Here is a 14,214-nt window from a genome sequence, read left to right on the forward strand (position 1 = left end):
CGTATGGATTTTCTGACCGAATGGATCTGGTTCTTCCTGTTTGTGCCGCTGGCAGCACTGGGCGGCTGGATCGTCGGTCGCCGCGGTGGTCAGCGCCACGGCGATACTCAGGTCAGTCGCTTGTCCAGTACCTACTTTCGCGGCCTGAACTATCTGCTCAACGAGCAGCCGGACAAGGCGATCGAGCTATTTCTGCATATCGCCGAATTGGATAAAGAAACCTTCGAGACGCAGGTCGCGTTGGGCCATCTGTTCCGTCGTCGCGGTGAAGTCGATCGTGCGATCCGTTTGCACCAGGGGCTGGTGCAACGCGCCGACCTGACCGATCAGCAGCGCGTCCAGGCCTTGCTGGCACTAGGCGAGGATTACATGAAGTCCGGTCTGCTGGATCGTGCCGAAACCGTGTTCACCGAACTGGCGCAACTCGATCAACGCGCACCGCAGGCGCTGCGTCATCTGATCGGTATTTATCAGGCCGAGCGCGATTGGGAAAAGGCGATCGACAACGCGACTCGCTACGAAGAGGTGACCGGCGAGCCGATGGGCAAGCTGATCTCGCAATTCGAATGCGAATTGGCCGATCGCTATCGCAGTCTGAACAAGAGCGATGAAGCGCTGCAGGCGATCTCACGCGCTTATCAGGCCGATGGCACTTCAGTGCGTGCAGGCATCCTGGAAGGGCGTATCGAAGCCGAGCGCGGACACGACGAAGCGGCGGTACGCGCGTTCGAACGTGCGGCCCGGCATGACCCCGAATACTTGCCGGAGATTATTCCGGCATTGATGGCGGCGTATCGCCGGGTCGGCGATATCGCAGGTGCGTGCAATTTCCTGTCGGAGATGACCGAGCACTATCGCGGCATTGCGCCGGTGTTGGCGCTGACCCAGTTGATGGAAACGCAAGACGGTGTGGCGCCTGCGCTGGCCTACCTGGGGCGTCAGCTCAAGGATCGGCCGTCGGTACGCGGCGAGTCGGCATTGATCGATCTCGCCCTGGCCGAAGGCAGCGATCCGGTTGGCACGTTGCAGGATCTCAAACACATTACCGATCAGTTGCTGGTGCGCAACCCGAGCTACCGTTGCACCCGTTGCGGCTTCGGTGCCAAAACGCACCATTGGCAATGCCCGAGCTGCAAGGAATGGGGTTCGGTCAAGCCGTTGTTGAACTATGCGGTGGTGTGATGGTTTGGTTGTGGTGCGTGCTGCATCTGGTAGCAGCGGCGCTGGGGACGTGGTTGTTGCGGCGTTATGCGTTGCACCGCCGCTTGCTCGACCAACCCGGTGAACGACGCAGCCATGTGGTCGCAACGCCGCGGGGCGGCGGTATGGCCATCGTGTCGGCCATCTTGCTCGGTTGCTTTGCCGCAAGCGCGTTATGGCCGGCGGCAAACTTGGTCGTCGGTTGGTTCGCTGCAGGGTTGGTGTTGGTAGCTGCTGTGGGTTGGTGGGACGATCATCGTCCGCTCTCAGCCAAGCTGCGTTTTGCGATCCATCTGGCTGCCTCGGCGTCGCTAGGCTGGTTGGTCAGCCACTACACGGGCAATGTGTGGGATGGCGTTCTTACCGCAGCGGCGTCCGTGGTGCTGATCAACGTCTGGAATTTCATGGATGGCATCAACGGTTTGGCAAGCAGCCAGGCTGCGCTGGCTGCATTGGCATTTGCGGCCGTGGCGCCAGTTGCATGGTCTTGGGCGGGTCTGGCGATTGCCGCCTCCTGTCTGGGATTTCTTCCATTCAATTTTCCGCGGGCGCGCATTTTCTTGGGGGATGGCGGCAGCGGTGCGCTTGGATATGTGCTGGCCGCGTTGCTGGCGGTCAACGTGGCGAGCGGGCAGGTGAGCTGGTGGATCAGCTGGTTGCCGCTCACGGCATTTCTGGTAGATGCCGGTTTTACGCTACTGGCTCGCATGCTTGCCGGGCAACGCTGGTGGGAGCCGCATGCCCAGCACGTCTATCAGCGTCTGGCACGCCGGCTTGAGACACACGTTCCGGTAACGGGTGTTTACTTCGCTTTCAGCCTTGCTGCGGTCTGCTTGTATGTGTTGAGTCGTCATGATCTGTTTTGGCTGCAGGTGTCGGAGGCTCTGGCATGGGGTGTAGGCGCTATCGCGATTTGGCATTTTCTGCGCGATGGACTGCGCAATTCCTGAGTAATGGACTTTTATGATTTCCTTGCGTGATCGTTTGACTAAAGCATTGCCGCAGATGGCAGTAGTAGTGCACGACCTGCTGATGGTGTGGGTGTGTTGGCAGCTACTGCATGCCGGCCGCTATTCCATGCTGCGTGAGGCGCCCGATCTGCCGCTATCGGACTGGCGCACCTTAGTAGTACTGGTGGCGCAGGGATTGGTATTCTGGAAGATGGGCCTGTATCGCGGGCTGTGGCGGTTCGCCTCGGTACCGGATCTGTGGAACATCTTCAAGTCGAGTTTTCTCGGCTTGGTCGCGATCGTGTTGGCGCTGTCTTACGACCGCCTGGACGGTGTGCCGCTCTCGGTGCTGGTCGTTTACCCGTTCGCGCTGTCGGCATTGCTGGGTACGCCGCGCCTGCTGTATCGCGCCTGGAAGGATTATCAGATCGCACACTCCGGCGTTGCTGCGCAGCGCGTGCTGATCCTGGGCGCCGGTCGCGCCGCCGAAGGATTGGTGCGCGATCTTCGTCGTAACGGTGCGTTTGTGCCGGTTGGTTATCTGGATGACGCCAGCAATCTGCATGGCGCCAAGATCCAGGGTCTCAACGTGCTTGGCAGTCTGGATCAGGCCGCAGCCATCGCTAAAGAGACAGCGGCCAAGTTGCTGGTGATCGCGATTCCGTCTTTGGATGCCTCCGGCATGCAGCGCGTGGTGGCGATCTGCGAAAGTACCGGCTTGCCGTTTCGGATGGTGCCCAAGCTGATCAACGTGCTGGAAGGGCGCTCGTTGCCGGGCGAGTTGAAAGAGGTCGCGATCGAGGACCTGCTCAATCGCAAGCCGGTCACGCCCGACTGGCGCTTGATTCGCGACTGGCTGACCAACAAGACGGTGATGGTGACTGGCGCTGGTGGTTCGATCGGCTCGGAGGTTTGCCGCCAGTGTGCGCGTCACGGTGCGCGTCGGATCGTGCTGCTGGAAATCGACGAGCTGGCGTTGCTGACCATCGACTCGGATCTGCGCCGGTTGTTCCCCGATATCGAAGTGGTGCGCGTACTGGGCGATTGCGGCGACCCGGCCGTCGTTGCTTATGCGCTCAACACCGCAACGCCGGATGCGGTGTTCCATGCGGCCGCCTATAAGCAGGTGCCGTTGCTGGAAGAACAGTTGCGTGAGGCGGTGCGCAACAACGTGTTGGCGACCGAGAATGTGGCGCGTGCCTGCCAGCTTGCGCGGATCGAGACCTTCGTCTTCATCTCCACCGACAAAGCGGTCGAGCCGGTCAACGTCTTGGGCGCGAGCAAGCGCTACGCCGAGATGATCTGCCAGAGTCTTGACGCACGCGATGCGCCGACCCGCTTTATCACCGTGCGCTTCGGCAATGTGCTCGATTCGGCCGGTAGCGTGGTGCCGTTGTTCCGCGAACAGATTCGTCAGGGCGGCCCGGTCACGGTGACGCATCCGGATGTGACGCGTTACTTTATGACGATTCCGGAAGCCTGCCAGCTGGTGGTGCAGGCTGCTGCATCCGCCTCGCATGGCGCGATCTACACGTTGGACATGGGCGAGCCGGTGCCGATTCGCTTGTTGGCCGAACAGATGATTCGCCTTGCCGGCAAACAGCCAGGCAAGGACGTGGCAATTCTCTATACTGGCCTGCGTCCCGGCGAAAAGCTGCATGAGACGCTGTTCTATTCCGACGAAGACTATCGCCCCACCGCGCATCCCAAGATCCTGGAAGCCGGTGTGCGCGATTTCTCGCACGAGCAGGTATTGCAGTTGGTGACGCGCCTGCGTGAGGCAGTTAACCGCTATGACATCAAGGTGATGGAGACTGTGCTGGGCAGTCTGATGCCGGATTTCGCGGCTGCTCGACGGAAAGTCGACGCGCGATCTGATACGGTCGTGCCATTCCCCGCACGTGAGGTCAGAAGACTTTAATGAGTAAGCGTATTCGCAAGGCCGTTTTCCCCGTTGCAGGTCTTGGGACCCGCTTTCTTCCGGCAACCAAAACGGTTCCGAAAGAAATGCTGCCAATCATCGACAAACCGCTGATCCAGTACGCTGTCGACGAAGCCATCCAGGCTGGTTGCGATACCCTGATCTTCGTCACCAACCGCTACAAGCACTCGATCGCGGACTACTTCGACAAGGCCTACGAGCTAGAGCATAAACTCGAGCGTGCAGGCAAGCTGGAGCAACTGGAACTGGTGCGTCATGCGTTGCCGGAAGGCGTTAGCGCCATTTTTGTGACGCAGGCTGAAGCACTGGGTCTGGGCCACGCAGTTCTTTGCGCCAAGGCGGTGGTGGGTGATGAGCCGTTCGCCGTGTTGCTGCCAGACGATCTTATCTGGAATCGCGGCGCTGGTGCGCTGACGCAGATGGCTGATGTGGCAGAAGCCTCCGGCGGCAGTGTTATTGCGGTCGAAGATGTGCCGCACGACATGACCGCCAGCTATGGCATCGTGGCTACCGACGTGTTCGATGGCCACAAAGGTCGCATCACCGCCATTGTTGAAAAGCCCAAGCCGGAAGTGGCGCCTAGCACTCTGGCCGTGGTCGGGCGCTATGTGCTCAGCCCGAAGATCTTCGAACTGCTCGAACAGACCGGCGCAGGAGCGGGTGGAGAAATTCAATTGACTGATGCGATTGCTGGGCTGCTGCAGCAGGAAACCGTCGATGCGTATCGTTTCGAGGGCCGTCGCTTCGATTGCGGCGCGCATATTGGTCTGATCGAGGCTACCGTGCACTTCGCGCTTGAGCACAAGAAGCATGGGGGACCTGCTAAGGAAATCCTGCGCGCTGCGCTGGCCGAGGCGGATGCTCGCAGCTGATTGCCTCGCACCGTTTGCATCCACGAACGACGCCACCTGGCGTCGTTCGTCGTTTGGGGCGTCACTGATCAAGGCCGATCTGCTGTTTGGGATCGATCCAGCAGGGACGACTGATCGACAGACGCGCATCCAGGTGCAGGCCAGTGCAGAGCGTGTGCGACTGGGATCCCTAGCATGAGCAAGCCTGCCGAATACTAGTGAATTGATCAACCTGGTGGCCCTGCTGGGCGCTGCCGTGGTTGCGATTCTGCTATTTCGTCGCCTCGGCCTGGACTCGGTGCTCGGTCACCTGGTCGCCGGATTGGCTATTGGCTCATTCGGGCTGGGTCTGTTCGATGAGCCGCAGGCGATCTTGCATGCTGCCGAATTGGACGTGTTGATGTTCCTGTTCCTGTTCGGGCTGCAAATGCAGCCGTCGCATCTGTGGAGTTTTTGCAGAGAGATCTTCGGTCTGGGCACTGGTACTGACGGGCATCGGCATCCTGCTCTGCTTTGCGCCGCCGGTAGCGATCGTTGCCACGTCCGGCTTCGTGTCGAGTTCGACCGTGCTGGTGATGCAATTTCTGGCCGAGCGCGGCGACGTGGCCTTGCCGGCCGGTCAGTAGCTCGTCGCGATCTTGTTGTTCGGGGATCTGTTGATCGTGCTGCTGCTTGCGATCGTGGTCTGGATGGGCGCCAGAGGCGACCCGCAAGCGGCGTCGCAGAGGTGGCAGCACATCAGCATCGGTCTGGCCTGCATCGTCGGATTACTGGTAGCGGGGCGGTCTTAGAGCGGCTCTTTTTAGTGAGCATCGCCAGGCATGGGATCGGGGCGTACTGATAGCGCAGGGCGGTCAGTTTGCTTGCGTGCTGTTCGCTGCGGCACTGGCCTGAAGTGCCCATCGATGTGCAGGTCAATGCCAGCCTGACCGCGATCGTGGTGCTGTCGACGGCGCCTTTGTTCGACCTGCTGCAGCACCGGCTGACATCGGCGGTCAAAGTGCTGTTGGATGGCGTGGGATCGGTCGGCGGCCAGACCGGTAGCGTGTTGGTCATCGTGTTTGGGCGCTTCGGCCAAGTGGCCAGCCAGTGGCGGTGTGGATACCAGATCCGCGGGAGCTTCGAGTCTACGGTGGCGTTCGGCCAGATTGCCTTGGTCGAGCTGGAGTGAACGAGGGCGAAGCCAGTACGATCTCGCGCGAGATCCGGCGTCGCGATGCCGAGCGTTTCGAACTGGAGATCGCTGCCTGCGACACGCGTGCTGGTGCCGGGGTAGGGCTGATGTGCGGCAACATCGCGTCCGCCGCGCCCAAGCCCACACCGTTACGCCGCCCCGGCGCGAGAGCCGCACCCTCAATCCCAATGCGGTGCAGCAGGCCAACCAGGCAGAGAAAGCGCCCCGCGACTGAGTCACCTATGTAGTGTGGGTGCCGGAGCATGCTCAGTACGGCTGCTGTGCCGGCTGGTCGCGCCAACTTTTTCGCATACGCGCTGCGCCGGGGTGTTGCCTGCCGCAATCCACGAGATACGAGCGCTGAAGCTTTCGCTGTGGTGCGCACCGCATCTGCCGCAGCCTCGTTTCGTATTCGTGCGTAAGAGCGCTGGCACAGACGCTTGCGCCGGTGGACTGCGGCCACGCAGCAACATTGCTTGGTGCCGGCCGTGCGCAGGTTGGCAACGATGTAACGAATAATAAAAAAGCCGGCGCCGATAAGCGCGCTGGCGCCTATCCAGTCAGCCGTGTTTGCGTTGAGCCGCGGCAAAGGCTTCCAGCTGCTCGGGCGTGGCGTCTTTCTGATGTTGCTGCTTCCAGTCGGCGAACGGCATGCCATAGACCGCTTCGCGTGCCTGGTCCTTGCTCATCGTTTGACCTTGCGCTTCTGCCGCTTCGCGGTACCAGTCGCCCAGGCAATTGCGGCAGAAGCCAGCGAGGATCATCAGATCTATGTTCTGCACATCGGTGCGATCCTGGTTTAGATGCTGCAACAGACGGCGAAATGCGGCCGCTTCGATGGATGTCGTGATTGAATTGGGCGTTGAGGTGGTGTCGGTCATGACAGAATCGGGGACAATGGAAGGCTTCCGACTCTACACCTGACGCCAAATGACCGCTTCCGCGCCAGCTGCATCTGCTCCGGCCCGCCTTCTCGATGGTCGCCGCATTGCCGAGGACCTGCTCGACGGATTGAAGCTGCGGGTGGACGCGCGTCTGGCGGCCGGCAGGGTACGCCCCGGATTGGCGGTGGTGCTGGTCGGCGGTGATCCAGCCTCGTCGGTGTATGTGCGCAACAAGCGGCGTGCGGCCGAAAAAGTCGGCATCGAAGCCTTCGATTACGACTTGCCGCAAGGCACCAGCGAAATCGAATTGGCGAAGCTAGTCGACCAACTCAATGCAGACACCAAGATCCACGGCATCCTGATTCAACTGCCGTTGCCGGGGATATGCGATGCCAATCGTTTGATCCAGTGCATCGACCCGCGCAAGGACGTGGATGGTTTCCATCCGCAGAATGTCGGGCATCTTGCGTTGCGCGAATTCGGCCTGCGTCCATGCACGCCGCGCGGCATCGTGACTTTGCTCGGTCACACCGATCAGCCGGTGCGTGGCCGCAACGCGACCATTGTTGGCGTGAGCAACCACGTCGGTAGGCCGATGGGTCTAGAGTTGCTGATCGCCGGTTGCACGGTCACCAGCTGCCACAAATTCACCCCGCCCGAGGTGCTGGAAGCTAGCGTGCGCAATGCCGATATTTTAGTGGTGGCGGTGGGCCGTCCTGGCCTGATTCCTGGCGAATGGGTCAAGCCGGGCGCAGTGGTGATCGATGTAGGCATCAATCGGTTGGAAGACGGGCGTTTGGTGGGCGATGTCGGTTTCGACGCCGCAGCGCAGCGCGCGTCCTGGATCACGCCGGTGCCGGGTGGGGTAGGGCCGATGACGGTGGCTACGCTGATGCAGAACACGTTTGAAGCCGCCGATGCGTCTGATTGAGGCGCAGTCGTAACGCAAGCATTGCGGCGGTAGCCACGCACCGCAGTGTCTTCGTGACGTCTTTCAGGGTAAAATATCGCGCTTCCCCAAACTCTGGTCCGCCGATGCTGCGCATCCAGGCTGAAGCTCTTACCTACGACGACGTTTCGCTCGTCCCTGCTCATTCGCTCGTCCTGCCCAAGGACGTCAGTCTGGAAACTCGGCTGACGCGCGATCTGCGCCTGAAACTGCCAATTCTCTCGGCTGCCATGGACACAGTGACAGAGCACCGTCTGGCGGTGGCCATGGCCCAGCTGGGCGGAATTGGCATCATCCACAAGAACCTCACGCCGGCCCAGCAGGCTGCCGAAGTGGCCAAGGTCAAGAAGTTCGAGTCAGGCGTGATCACTGAGCCGTTTACCGTCAGGCCGGACACGACGATTGGCGAGGTGCTTGCGCTGACCCGGGCGCGCAATATCTCCGGTGTGCCGGTGGTGGATGGTACCGAACTGGTCGGCATCGTCACCAGCCGCGACATGCGCTTCGAAAAGAAGCTCGACGATCCTGTCCGGCACATCATGACCAAGAAGGATCGCCTGATCACAGTGCACGAAGGTGCTAGCGATGAGGAAGTGCTTGAGCTGCTGCATCGCAACCGCATCGAAAAGATCCTGGTGGTCAACGACAGCTTCGAGCTGCGCGGCCTGATCACGGTCAAGGACATCCAGAAAAAGACCGACAACCCGAACGCGGCCAAAGACAACGCCAAGCGATTGCTGGTAGGTGCGGCGGTGGGAGTGGGCGGCGATACCGAGCAGCGCATTGAGCTGCTCGCCGCAGCTGGCGTTGACGTAGTGATCGTAGATACCGCGCATGGCCATTCGCAAGGTGTGATCGACCGCGTGGCCTGGGTCAAGAAGGCCTATGCACAGCTGCAGGTGATCGGCGGCAACATCGTCACCGGCGATGCTGCGCTGGCCTTGATGGATGCCGGCGCCGATGCGGTCAAGGTCGGCGTCGGTCCGGGCTCGATCTGTACCACGCGTATCGTTGCCGGTGTCGGCGTGCCGCAGATCACTGCGGTCGATATGGTGGCCGAAGCCCTGCAGGACCGCATTCCACTGATTGCCGATGGTGGCATCCGCTATTCCGGCGATATCGGCAAGGCGCTTGTTGCCGGTGCGTCCACAGTGATGGTCGGCGGCCTGTTGGCTGGTACCGAAGAAGCGCCGGGCGAGGTCGAACTGTTCCAAGGTCGCAGCTACAAGAGCTACCGCGGCATGGGCAGCCTGGGTGCGATGGAAAAGGGGTCCAAGGATCGCTATTTTCAGGACGCCAGCGACGCCGACAAACTGGTGCCGGAAGGCATTGAAGGGCGCGTGCCGTATCGCGGCCCGGTCGGCGGCATCGTCCATCAGCTGATCGGTGGTCTGCGCGCGACCATGGGTTATGTGGGCTGCGCCACCATCGAAGACATGCGCACCAAGCCGAAGCTCGTCAAGATCACCGGCGCCGGCCAGCGGGAGAGCCACGTCCACGACGTGCAGATCACCAAGGAACCGCCGAACTACCGCGCTGGGTGAAACAGCGAGCGGGATCGGGGGATATGGCATTCGGGCTTCGTAAGAGCCTACCGCTTCCTCATCCGGCAGCGGTCGCCGCCTCCGCTTTTGCGAATCCCCAATCCCAACTCACGATTCCCGGCCCAATGACCAATATCCATAACGACAAGATCCTTATCCTCGATTTCGGCGCCCAGTACACCCAGCTGATTGCGCGGCGTATCCGTGAGATCGGGGTCTATTGCGAGATCTGGGCGTGGGATCATGAACCGTCGGAGATCTTCGGCTTCGGTGCCAAGGGCATCATCCTGTCTGGTGGTCCTGAGTCGACCACGTTGCCGGGTGCGCCGTTCGCGCCGCAGGAAATCTTCGACAGTGGCTTGCCGGTGTTCGGCATCTGCTACGGCATGCAGACGCTTGCCGCGCAGTTGGGTGGTGCAACCGAGGCGGCGAATCAGCGCGAATTCGGTCATGCCGAAGTCGATGTGGTTGCCGCTGACGCCTTGTTTTCCGGGCTGACCGATCACGCTGGATCGTCGCGTTTGAACGTGTGGATGAGCCACGGCGACCACGTCTCGCAGGTGCCACCTGGCTTCACCGTCACTGCGGTGACCGACCGGATTCCGGTGGCGGCGATGTCCAACGAGGACAAGCGCTGGTACGGCGTGCAGTTCCACCCGGAAGTGACGCACACGCTGCAGGGCCAGACCTTGTTGCGTCGCTTCGTGGTCGATGTCTGCGGCTGCCAGACGCTGTGGACCGCGGCCAACATCATCGACGACCAGATCGCGCGCGTACGCGCGCAGGTGGGCGATGACGAACTGATTCTGGGCCTGTCCGGTGGCGTCGATTCGTCGGTGGTCGCCGCACTGCTGCACAAGGCGATCGGCGACAAGCTGACCTGCGTGTTCGTCGATACCGGCCTGCTGCGCTGGCAGGAAGGCGATCAGGTGATGGCGATGTTTGCCGAGCACATGGGCGTCAAGGTGATCCGCGTCAATGCGGCCGACCGCTATTTCGTCAAGCTCGAAGGCGTCAGCGACCCGGAAGCCAAACGCAAGATCATCGGCAATTTGTTCGTGGATATCTTCGACGAAGAATCCAACAAATTGGCCAATGCCAAATGGTTGGCGCAGGGCACGATCTACCCGGACGTGATCGAGTCGGCCGGCAGTAAGACCGGCAAGGCGCACGTGATCAAGAGTCACCACAATGTCGGCGGCCTGCCCGAGCACATGAAGCTGGGGCTGGTCGAGCCGTTGCGCGAATTGTTCAAGGACGAAGTGCGTCGCCTCGGCGTCGAACTCGGCCTGCCACGCACAATGGTGTATCGCCATCCGTTCCCGGGCCCCGGCCTGGGCGTGCGCATCCTGGGCGAAGTGAAGCGCGAATACGCCGAACTGCTAGCCAAGGCCGATGCGATCTTCATCGACGAACTGCGCAAGGCCGATCTGTACGACAAGACCAGCCAGGCGTTTGCGGTCTTCCTGCCGGTCAAGTCGGTGGGCGTGGTCGGCGATGCACGCGCCTACGAATGGGTGATTGCGCTGCGTGCGGTGGAAACCATCGACTTCATGACCGCGCACTGGGCGCATTTGCCGTACGACTTCCTCGGTACCGTCTCCAATCGCATCATCAACGAATTGCGCGGCGTCTCGCGCGTGGTCTACGACATCTCCGGCAAGCCGCCTGCGACGATTGAGTGGGAATGATCCGGCGTCTGGCACCGGCTGGTATTGAGTAGCACTAGATCACAGCTAAGCCCTTGTCAATGCGAGCTTTTTTATGATTTTGTCCGGTACCGGCTGGCAATTTTTGGCATCGCCAAGCACCGTTTTTTCATGGCATGATGGATGGTATTGAGTACTTCATATGCGATGAGAAGTCACCGATACCATGTAACCACCTTGCGGATTTTCATGGTATCGAAATTGCGTAACATGATGATTTAGTTGTTTTTTATGCAAGGATTGGCCGGTTTCTGGATCATGGTATTGAGTTGAATCAGGGCGAGAACCATGTTGACCGATACCAAGCTGCGCAACCTCAAGCCGAAGGACAAGCTCTACAAGGCGAATGATCGCGACGGCCTCTATGTAGCCGTCACGGCCGCCGGAGCGATTTCGTTCCGCTACAACTACTCGATCCACGGTAGGCAGGAGACCATCACCTTCGGTCGCTACGGTGTCGGCGGCATCACCCTGGCGGAAGCCCGCGACTGGTTGTGCGAGGCAAAAAAGATGATCGCGTCCGGGAAGTCACCGGCCAAGGAAAAGGCGCGGGACAAGGTCCGCGTCAAGGACGCGGAGACGTTCGGGGCCTGGGCGGAAAAGTAGCTACGTGGCTACCAGATGGCCGATTCCACCCGCGACATGCGCCGCTCAGTCTACGAACGCGAGCTAAAGCCGAAATTCAGCAATCAGAAACTTGTGGAGATCACCCACGAAGACTTGCGCGCACTGACCGATGCCATCGTGGAGCGCGGAGCACCGGCGACCGCTGCGCATGCTCGCGAGGTGGTGTTGCAGGTCTTTCGCTGGGCCATTGAGTGCGGCCAGAAGGTGGAGAATCCGGCAGAACTGGTGCGGCCGACCACTATCGCCAAGTTCGAGCCGCGCGACCGTGCGCTGACGCCCGACGAGATCGGACTGATGTACCAGTACATGGAGCGCATCGGCACAACGCCATCCATCCGAGCAGCCGCCAAATTGCTGCTGCTGACGATAGTGCGCAAGAGCGAGCTGACCAACGCGACATGGAGCGAGATCAGCTTCAGTGAGGCGTTTTGGACCATCCCGAAGGAGCGCATGAAGCGACGCAATCCGCACCTTGTTTTCCTGTCACGGCAGGCGCTGGACATCTTCATTGCCCTCAAGACTTTTGCCGGCTGATCGGACTACGTGTTGCCGTCGCGATACGACTCCGACTTGCCCATGAGCAGTGCCACGCTTAACCAAGTGCTGACGCTGACGTATCGGCTGGCGCAGAAGGAAGAGAAGTTACTCGCCAAGTTCGGGCCACATGACTTGCGGCGCACTGCAAGCACGCTGCTACATGAGGCCGGCTAAACACGGACTGGATTGAGAAATGCCTGGCGCACGAACAGCGAGGCGTCAGGGCCGTCTACAACAAGGCCGAGTACCGCGAGCAGCGGACGGCGATGTTGCAGGACTGGGCGGACATGATTGACGAATGGACACTGAAGCGGTCGAAGGCGTAAGCCAGAGGATGAGAGTTCGCTCACCTGCCCGAACGTCGAGGCTTCGCCCCCCTGGAGAAGGACGCAAGCGCCCCTCTCCCACCGGCACTGCGCCAACCATGGCGCGGCCTGATCAAGGCCCCAGGCGCAGTGCCGGCGTCTCCCTCACCCCCAAAATCAGGTCAGCAGGGAGTGATATGGCAAGCGTGGCGACGACAAGGCCCTGGCCAGGCCGAGGGTGAACCGCCCCGGGAAGTTGGGAGGCTCCAACTCTTGAGAAGATGGGGCGATGAGCAAGACGAAGTATTCACCAGAAGTACGAGAGCGTGCGGTTCGGCTGGTGCGGGAGCACCAAGGGGAGTACGGCTCGCAGTGGGCGGCGATCGAGTCGATTGCCGGGAAGATCGGCTGTTCGGCGCAGACGCTGTGCAATTGGGTGCGGCAGGCCGAACGTGATGCTGGCGAGCGTTCGGGTTTGAGCACGGACGAGCGTGCGCAGTTGAAGACACTGCTGCGGGAGAACCGCGAGCTGCGGCAGGCCAACGAGATCCTGCGCAAGGCCAGCGCATATTTCGCCCAGGCGGAGCTCGACCGCCGCTTCAAGCCCTGACCACGTTCGTGACCGAACATCGCGATGTCCACGGGGTCGAGCCGATCTGCCAGGTGCTGCAGGTTGCCCCGTCGAGGTATTACCGCCACGCGGGGCGGGAAGCGGACGCGAACTTGCGCCCGAACCGCTGGTGGAAGGACCAGGCGCTGCGCCCGCAGATCCGGCGGGTATGGGAGCAGAACCGACAGGTGTACGGCGTGCGCAAGGTCTGGCGGCAGCTCAAGCGCGAGGGCTATCAAGTGGCCCGCTGCACGGTGGAGCGGCTGATGGGCGAGCTGGGCCTGCACGGGGTGGTGCGCGGAAAGGTGGTCAAGACCACGATCAGCGACAAGCGGCCGTGCCCGCTGGACAAGGTGAACCGGCAGTTCCATGCGCCGTCGCCAAACCGACTGTGGGTCAGCGACTTCACCTACGTCTCGACCTGGGCCGGGTTCGTGTACGTGGCTTTCGTGATCGACGTGTACGCACGGCGGATCGTGGGCTGGAAGGTGTCGCAGACGGCGCACACGGACTTCGTGCTGGACGCACTGGAGCAAGCGTTGCATGCGCGGCGGCCCACCGAAGGCGGCCTGATCCACCACTGCGACCGCGGCGTGCAGTATGTGTCGATCCGCTACACCGAGCGGCTGGCCGACGCCGGGATCGAGCCGTCGGTGGGCAGCGTGGGCGATAGCTACGACAACGCGCTGGCCGAGACGATCAACGGGTTGTACAAGGCTGAGGTGATCCACCGGCGCTCATGGCGCAATCGCCAGGACGTCGAACTGGCCACCCTGGATTGGGTGGACTGGTACAACCACAAGCGATTGCTGGGGTCGATCGGGAACATTCCGCCAGCAGAAGCCGAAGAGGCTGACTATCGACAACAGGCCGGTTACGTCAAAGCGGCGTGACTCAAACCAAACGGCCTCTCAACTTCCCGGGGCGGTTCA

Annotated in this window: 9 protein-coding genes, 2 pseudogenes and 1 other annotated feature; of the genes and pseudogenes, 10 read left to right on the plus strand and 1 reads right to left on the minus strand. The window is 61.2% G+C overall.

The window, feature by feature from the left end:
- The first annotated feature begins 3 nt into the window (after positions 1-3).
- From lapB to J5I97_RS07105, 5 genes and pseudogenes are all read left to right on the plus strand, one after another.
- Positions 4-1,182, plus strand: a complete 1,179-nt coding sequence (gene lapB, locus J5I97_RS07085) for a lipopolysaccharide assembly protein LapB (RefSeq protein ID WP_208590552.1) — start codon at positions 4-6, stop codon at positions 1,180-1,182.
- Positions 1,182-2,150 carry an MraY family glycosyltransferase gene (locus J5I97_RS07090; protein ID WP_208590554.1) on the plus strand — a complete coding sequence of 323 codons (969 nt, stop codon included), beginning with the start codon at positions 1,182-1,184 and terminating at the stop codon, positions 2,148-2,150. Before lapB ends, J5I97_RS07090 begins: the two co-directional genes overlap by 1 nt.
- A gap of 13 nt (positions 2,151-2,163) precedes the next feature.
- Positions 2,164-4,071, plus strand: a complete 1,908-nt coding sequence (locus J5I97_RS07095; protein WP_208590555.1) for a polysaccharide biosynthesis protein — start codon at positions 2,164-2,166, stop codon at positions 4,069-4,071.
- Positions 4,071-4,964: a UTP--glucose-1-phosphate uridylyltransferase GalU gene (galU, locus tag J5I97_RS07100; RefSeq protein WP_208590557.1), complete on the plus strand. Its 894-nt coding sequence runs from the start codon at positions 4,071-4,073 to the stop codon at positions 4,962-4,964. Before J5I97_RS07095 ends, galU begins: the two co-directional genes overlap by 1 nt.
- A gap of 174 nt (positions 4,965-5,138) precedes the next feature.
- Positions 5,139-6,212, plus strand: a pseudogene (locus J5I97_RS07105) (cation:proton antiporter); the annotation flags it as partial.
- Positions 6,213-6,677: 465 nt separating this feature from the next.
- Here the strand turns inward: J5I97_RS07105 and J5I97_RS07110 are convergent.
- Positions 6,678-6,998, minus strand: a complete 321-nt coding sequence (locus J5I97_RS07110) for a DUF1244 domain-containing protein (protein WP_208590559.1) — start codon at positions 6,996-6,998, stop codon at positions 6,678-6,680.
- A gap of 49 nt (positions 6,999-7,047) precedes the next feature.
- Between J5I97_RS07110 and folD the strand changes: the two genes are divergently transcribed.
- The 5 genes and pseudogenes from folD (at position 7,048) to J5I97_RS07135 (ending at position 14,175) form a co-directional block, all read left to right on the plus strand.
- Positions 7,048-7,932: a bifunctional methylenetetrahydrofolate dehydrogenase/methenyltetrahydrofolate cyclohydrolase FolD gene (folD, locus tag J5I97_RS07115; RefSeq protein ID WP_208590561.1), complete on the plus strand. Its 885-nt coding sequence runs from the start codon at positions 7,048-7,050 to the stop codon at positions 7,930-7,932.
- 104 nt (positions 7,933-8,036) lie between these two features.
- The gene (gene guaB / locus J5I97_RS07120) at positions 8,037-9,494 is read left to right on the plus strand and encodes an IMP dehydrogenase (RefSeq protein ID WP_208591598.1); all 1,458 of its coding nucleotides are present in this window, start codon (positions 8,037-8,039) and stop codon (positions 9,492-9,494) included.
- A gap of 125 nt (positions 9,495-9,619) precedes the next feature.
- Positions 9,620-11,185, plus strand: coding sequence for a glutamine-hydrolyzing GMP synthase (guaA, locus tag J5I97_RS07125; RefSeq protein WP_208590565.1), 1,566 nt, complete (start codon positions 9,620-9,622; stop codon positions 11,183-11,185).
- Positions 11,186-11,491: 306 nt separating this feature from the next.
- Positions 11,492-12,693: pseudogene (locus J5I97_RS07130) on the plus strand (tyrosine-type recombinase/integrase).
- A gap of 268 nt (positions 12,694-12,961) precedes the next feature.
- Positions 12,962-14,175 (plus strand): IS3 family transposase gene (locus J5I97_RS07135; protein ID WP_208590567.1). Its coding sequence is split into 2 segments (ribosomal slippage): positions 12,962-13,247 and positions 13,247-14,175, totalling 1,215 coding nucleotides; the frame shifts between segments, so codons are not numbered across the junction.
- Positions 13,237-13,353, plus strand: a sequence feature (AL1L pseudoknot). It overlaps the preceding gene by 117 nt.
- Positions 14,176-14,214 lie beyond the last annotated feature (39 nt).

It is taken from the genome of Xanthomonas fragariae, assembly GCF_017603965.1.
In the GTDB taxonomy this organism is placed as follows: domain Bacteria; phylum Pseudomonadota; class Gammaproteobacteria; order Xanthomonadales; family Xanthomonadaceae; genus Xanthomonas; species Xanthomonas fragariae_A.

Excerpts from the sequence above, each read along its gene's own strand:
- lapB (WP_208590552.1), top strand. The coding sequence starts at position 4 with ATGGATTTTCTGACCGAATGGATCTGGTTCTTCCTGTTTGTGCCGCTG.
- J5I97_RS07090 (WP_208590554.1), top strand. The coding sequence starts at position 1,182 with ATGGTTTGGTTGTGGTGCGTGCTGCATCTGGTAGCAGCGGCGCTGGGG.
- J5I97_RS07095 (WP_208590555.1), top strand. The coding sequence starts at position 2,164 with ATGATTTCCTTGCGTGATCGTTTGACTAAAGCATTGCCGCAGATGGCA.
- galU (WP_208590557.1), top strand. The coding sequence starts at position 4,071 with ATGAGTAAGCGTATTCGCAAGGCCGTTTTCCCCGTTGCAGGTCTTGGG.
- J5I97_RS07110 (WP_208590559.1), bottom strand. The coding sequence starts at position 6,998 with ATGACCGACACCACCTCAACGCCCAATTCAATCACGACATCCATCGAA.
- folD (WP_208590561.1), top strand. The coding sequence starts at position 7,048 with ATGACCGCTTCCGCGCCAGCTGCATCTGCTCCGGCCCGCCTTCTCGAT.
- guaB (WP_208591598.1), top strand. The coding sequence starts at position 8,037 with ATGCTGCGCATCCAGGCTGAAGCTCTTACCTACGACGACGTTTCGCTC.
- guaA (WP_208590565.1), top strand. The coding sequence starts at position 9,620 with ATGACCAATATCCATAACGACAAGATCCTTATCCTCGATTTCGGCGCC.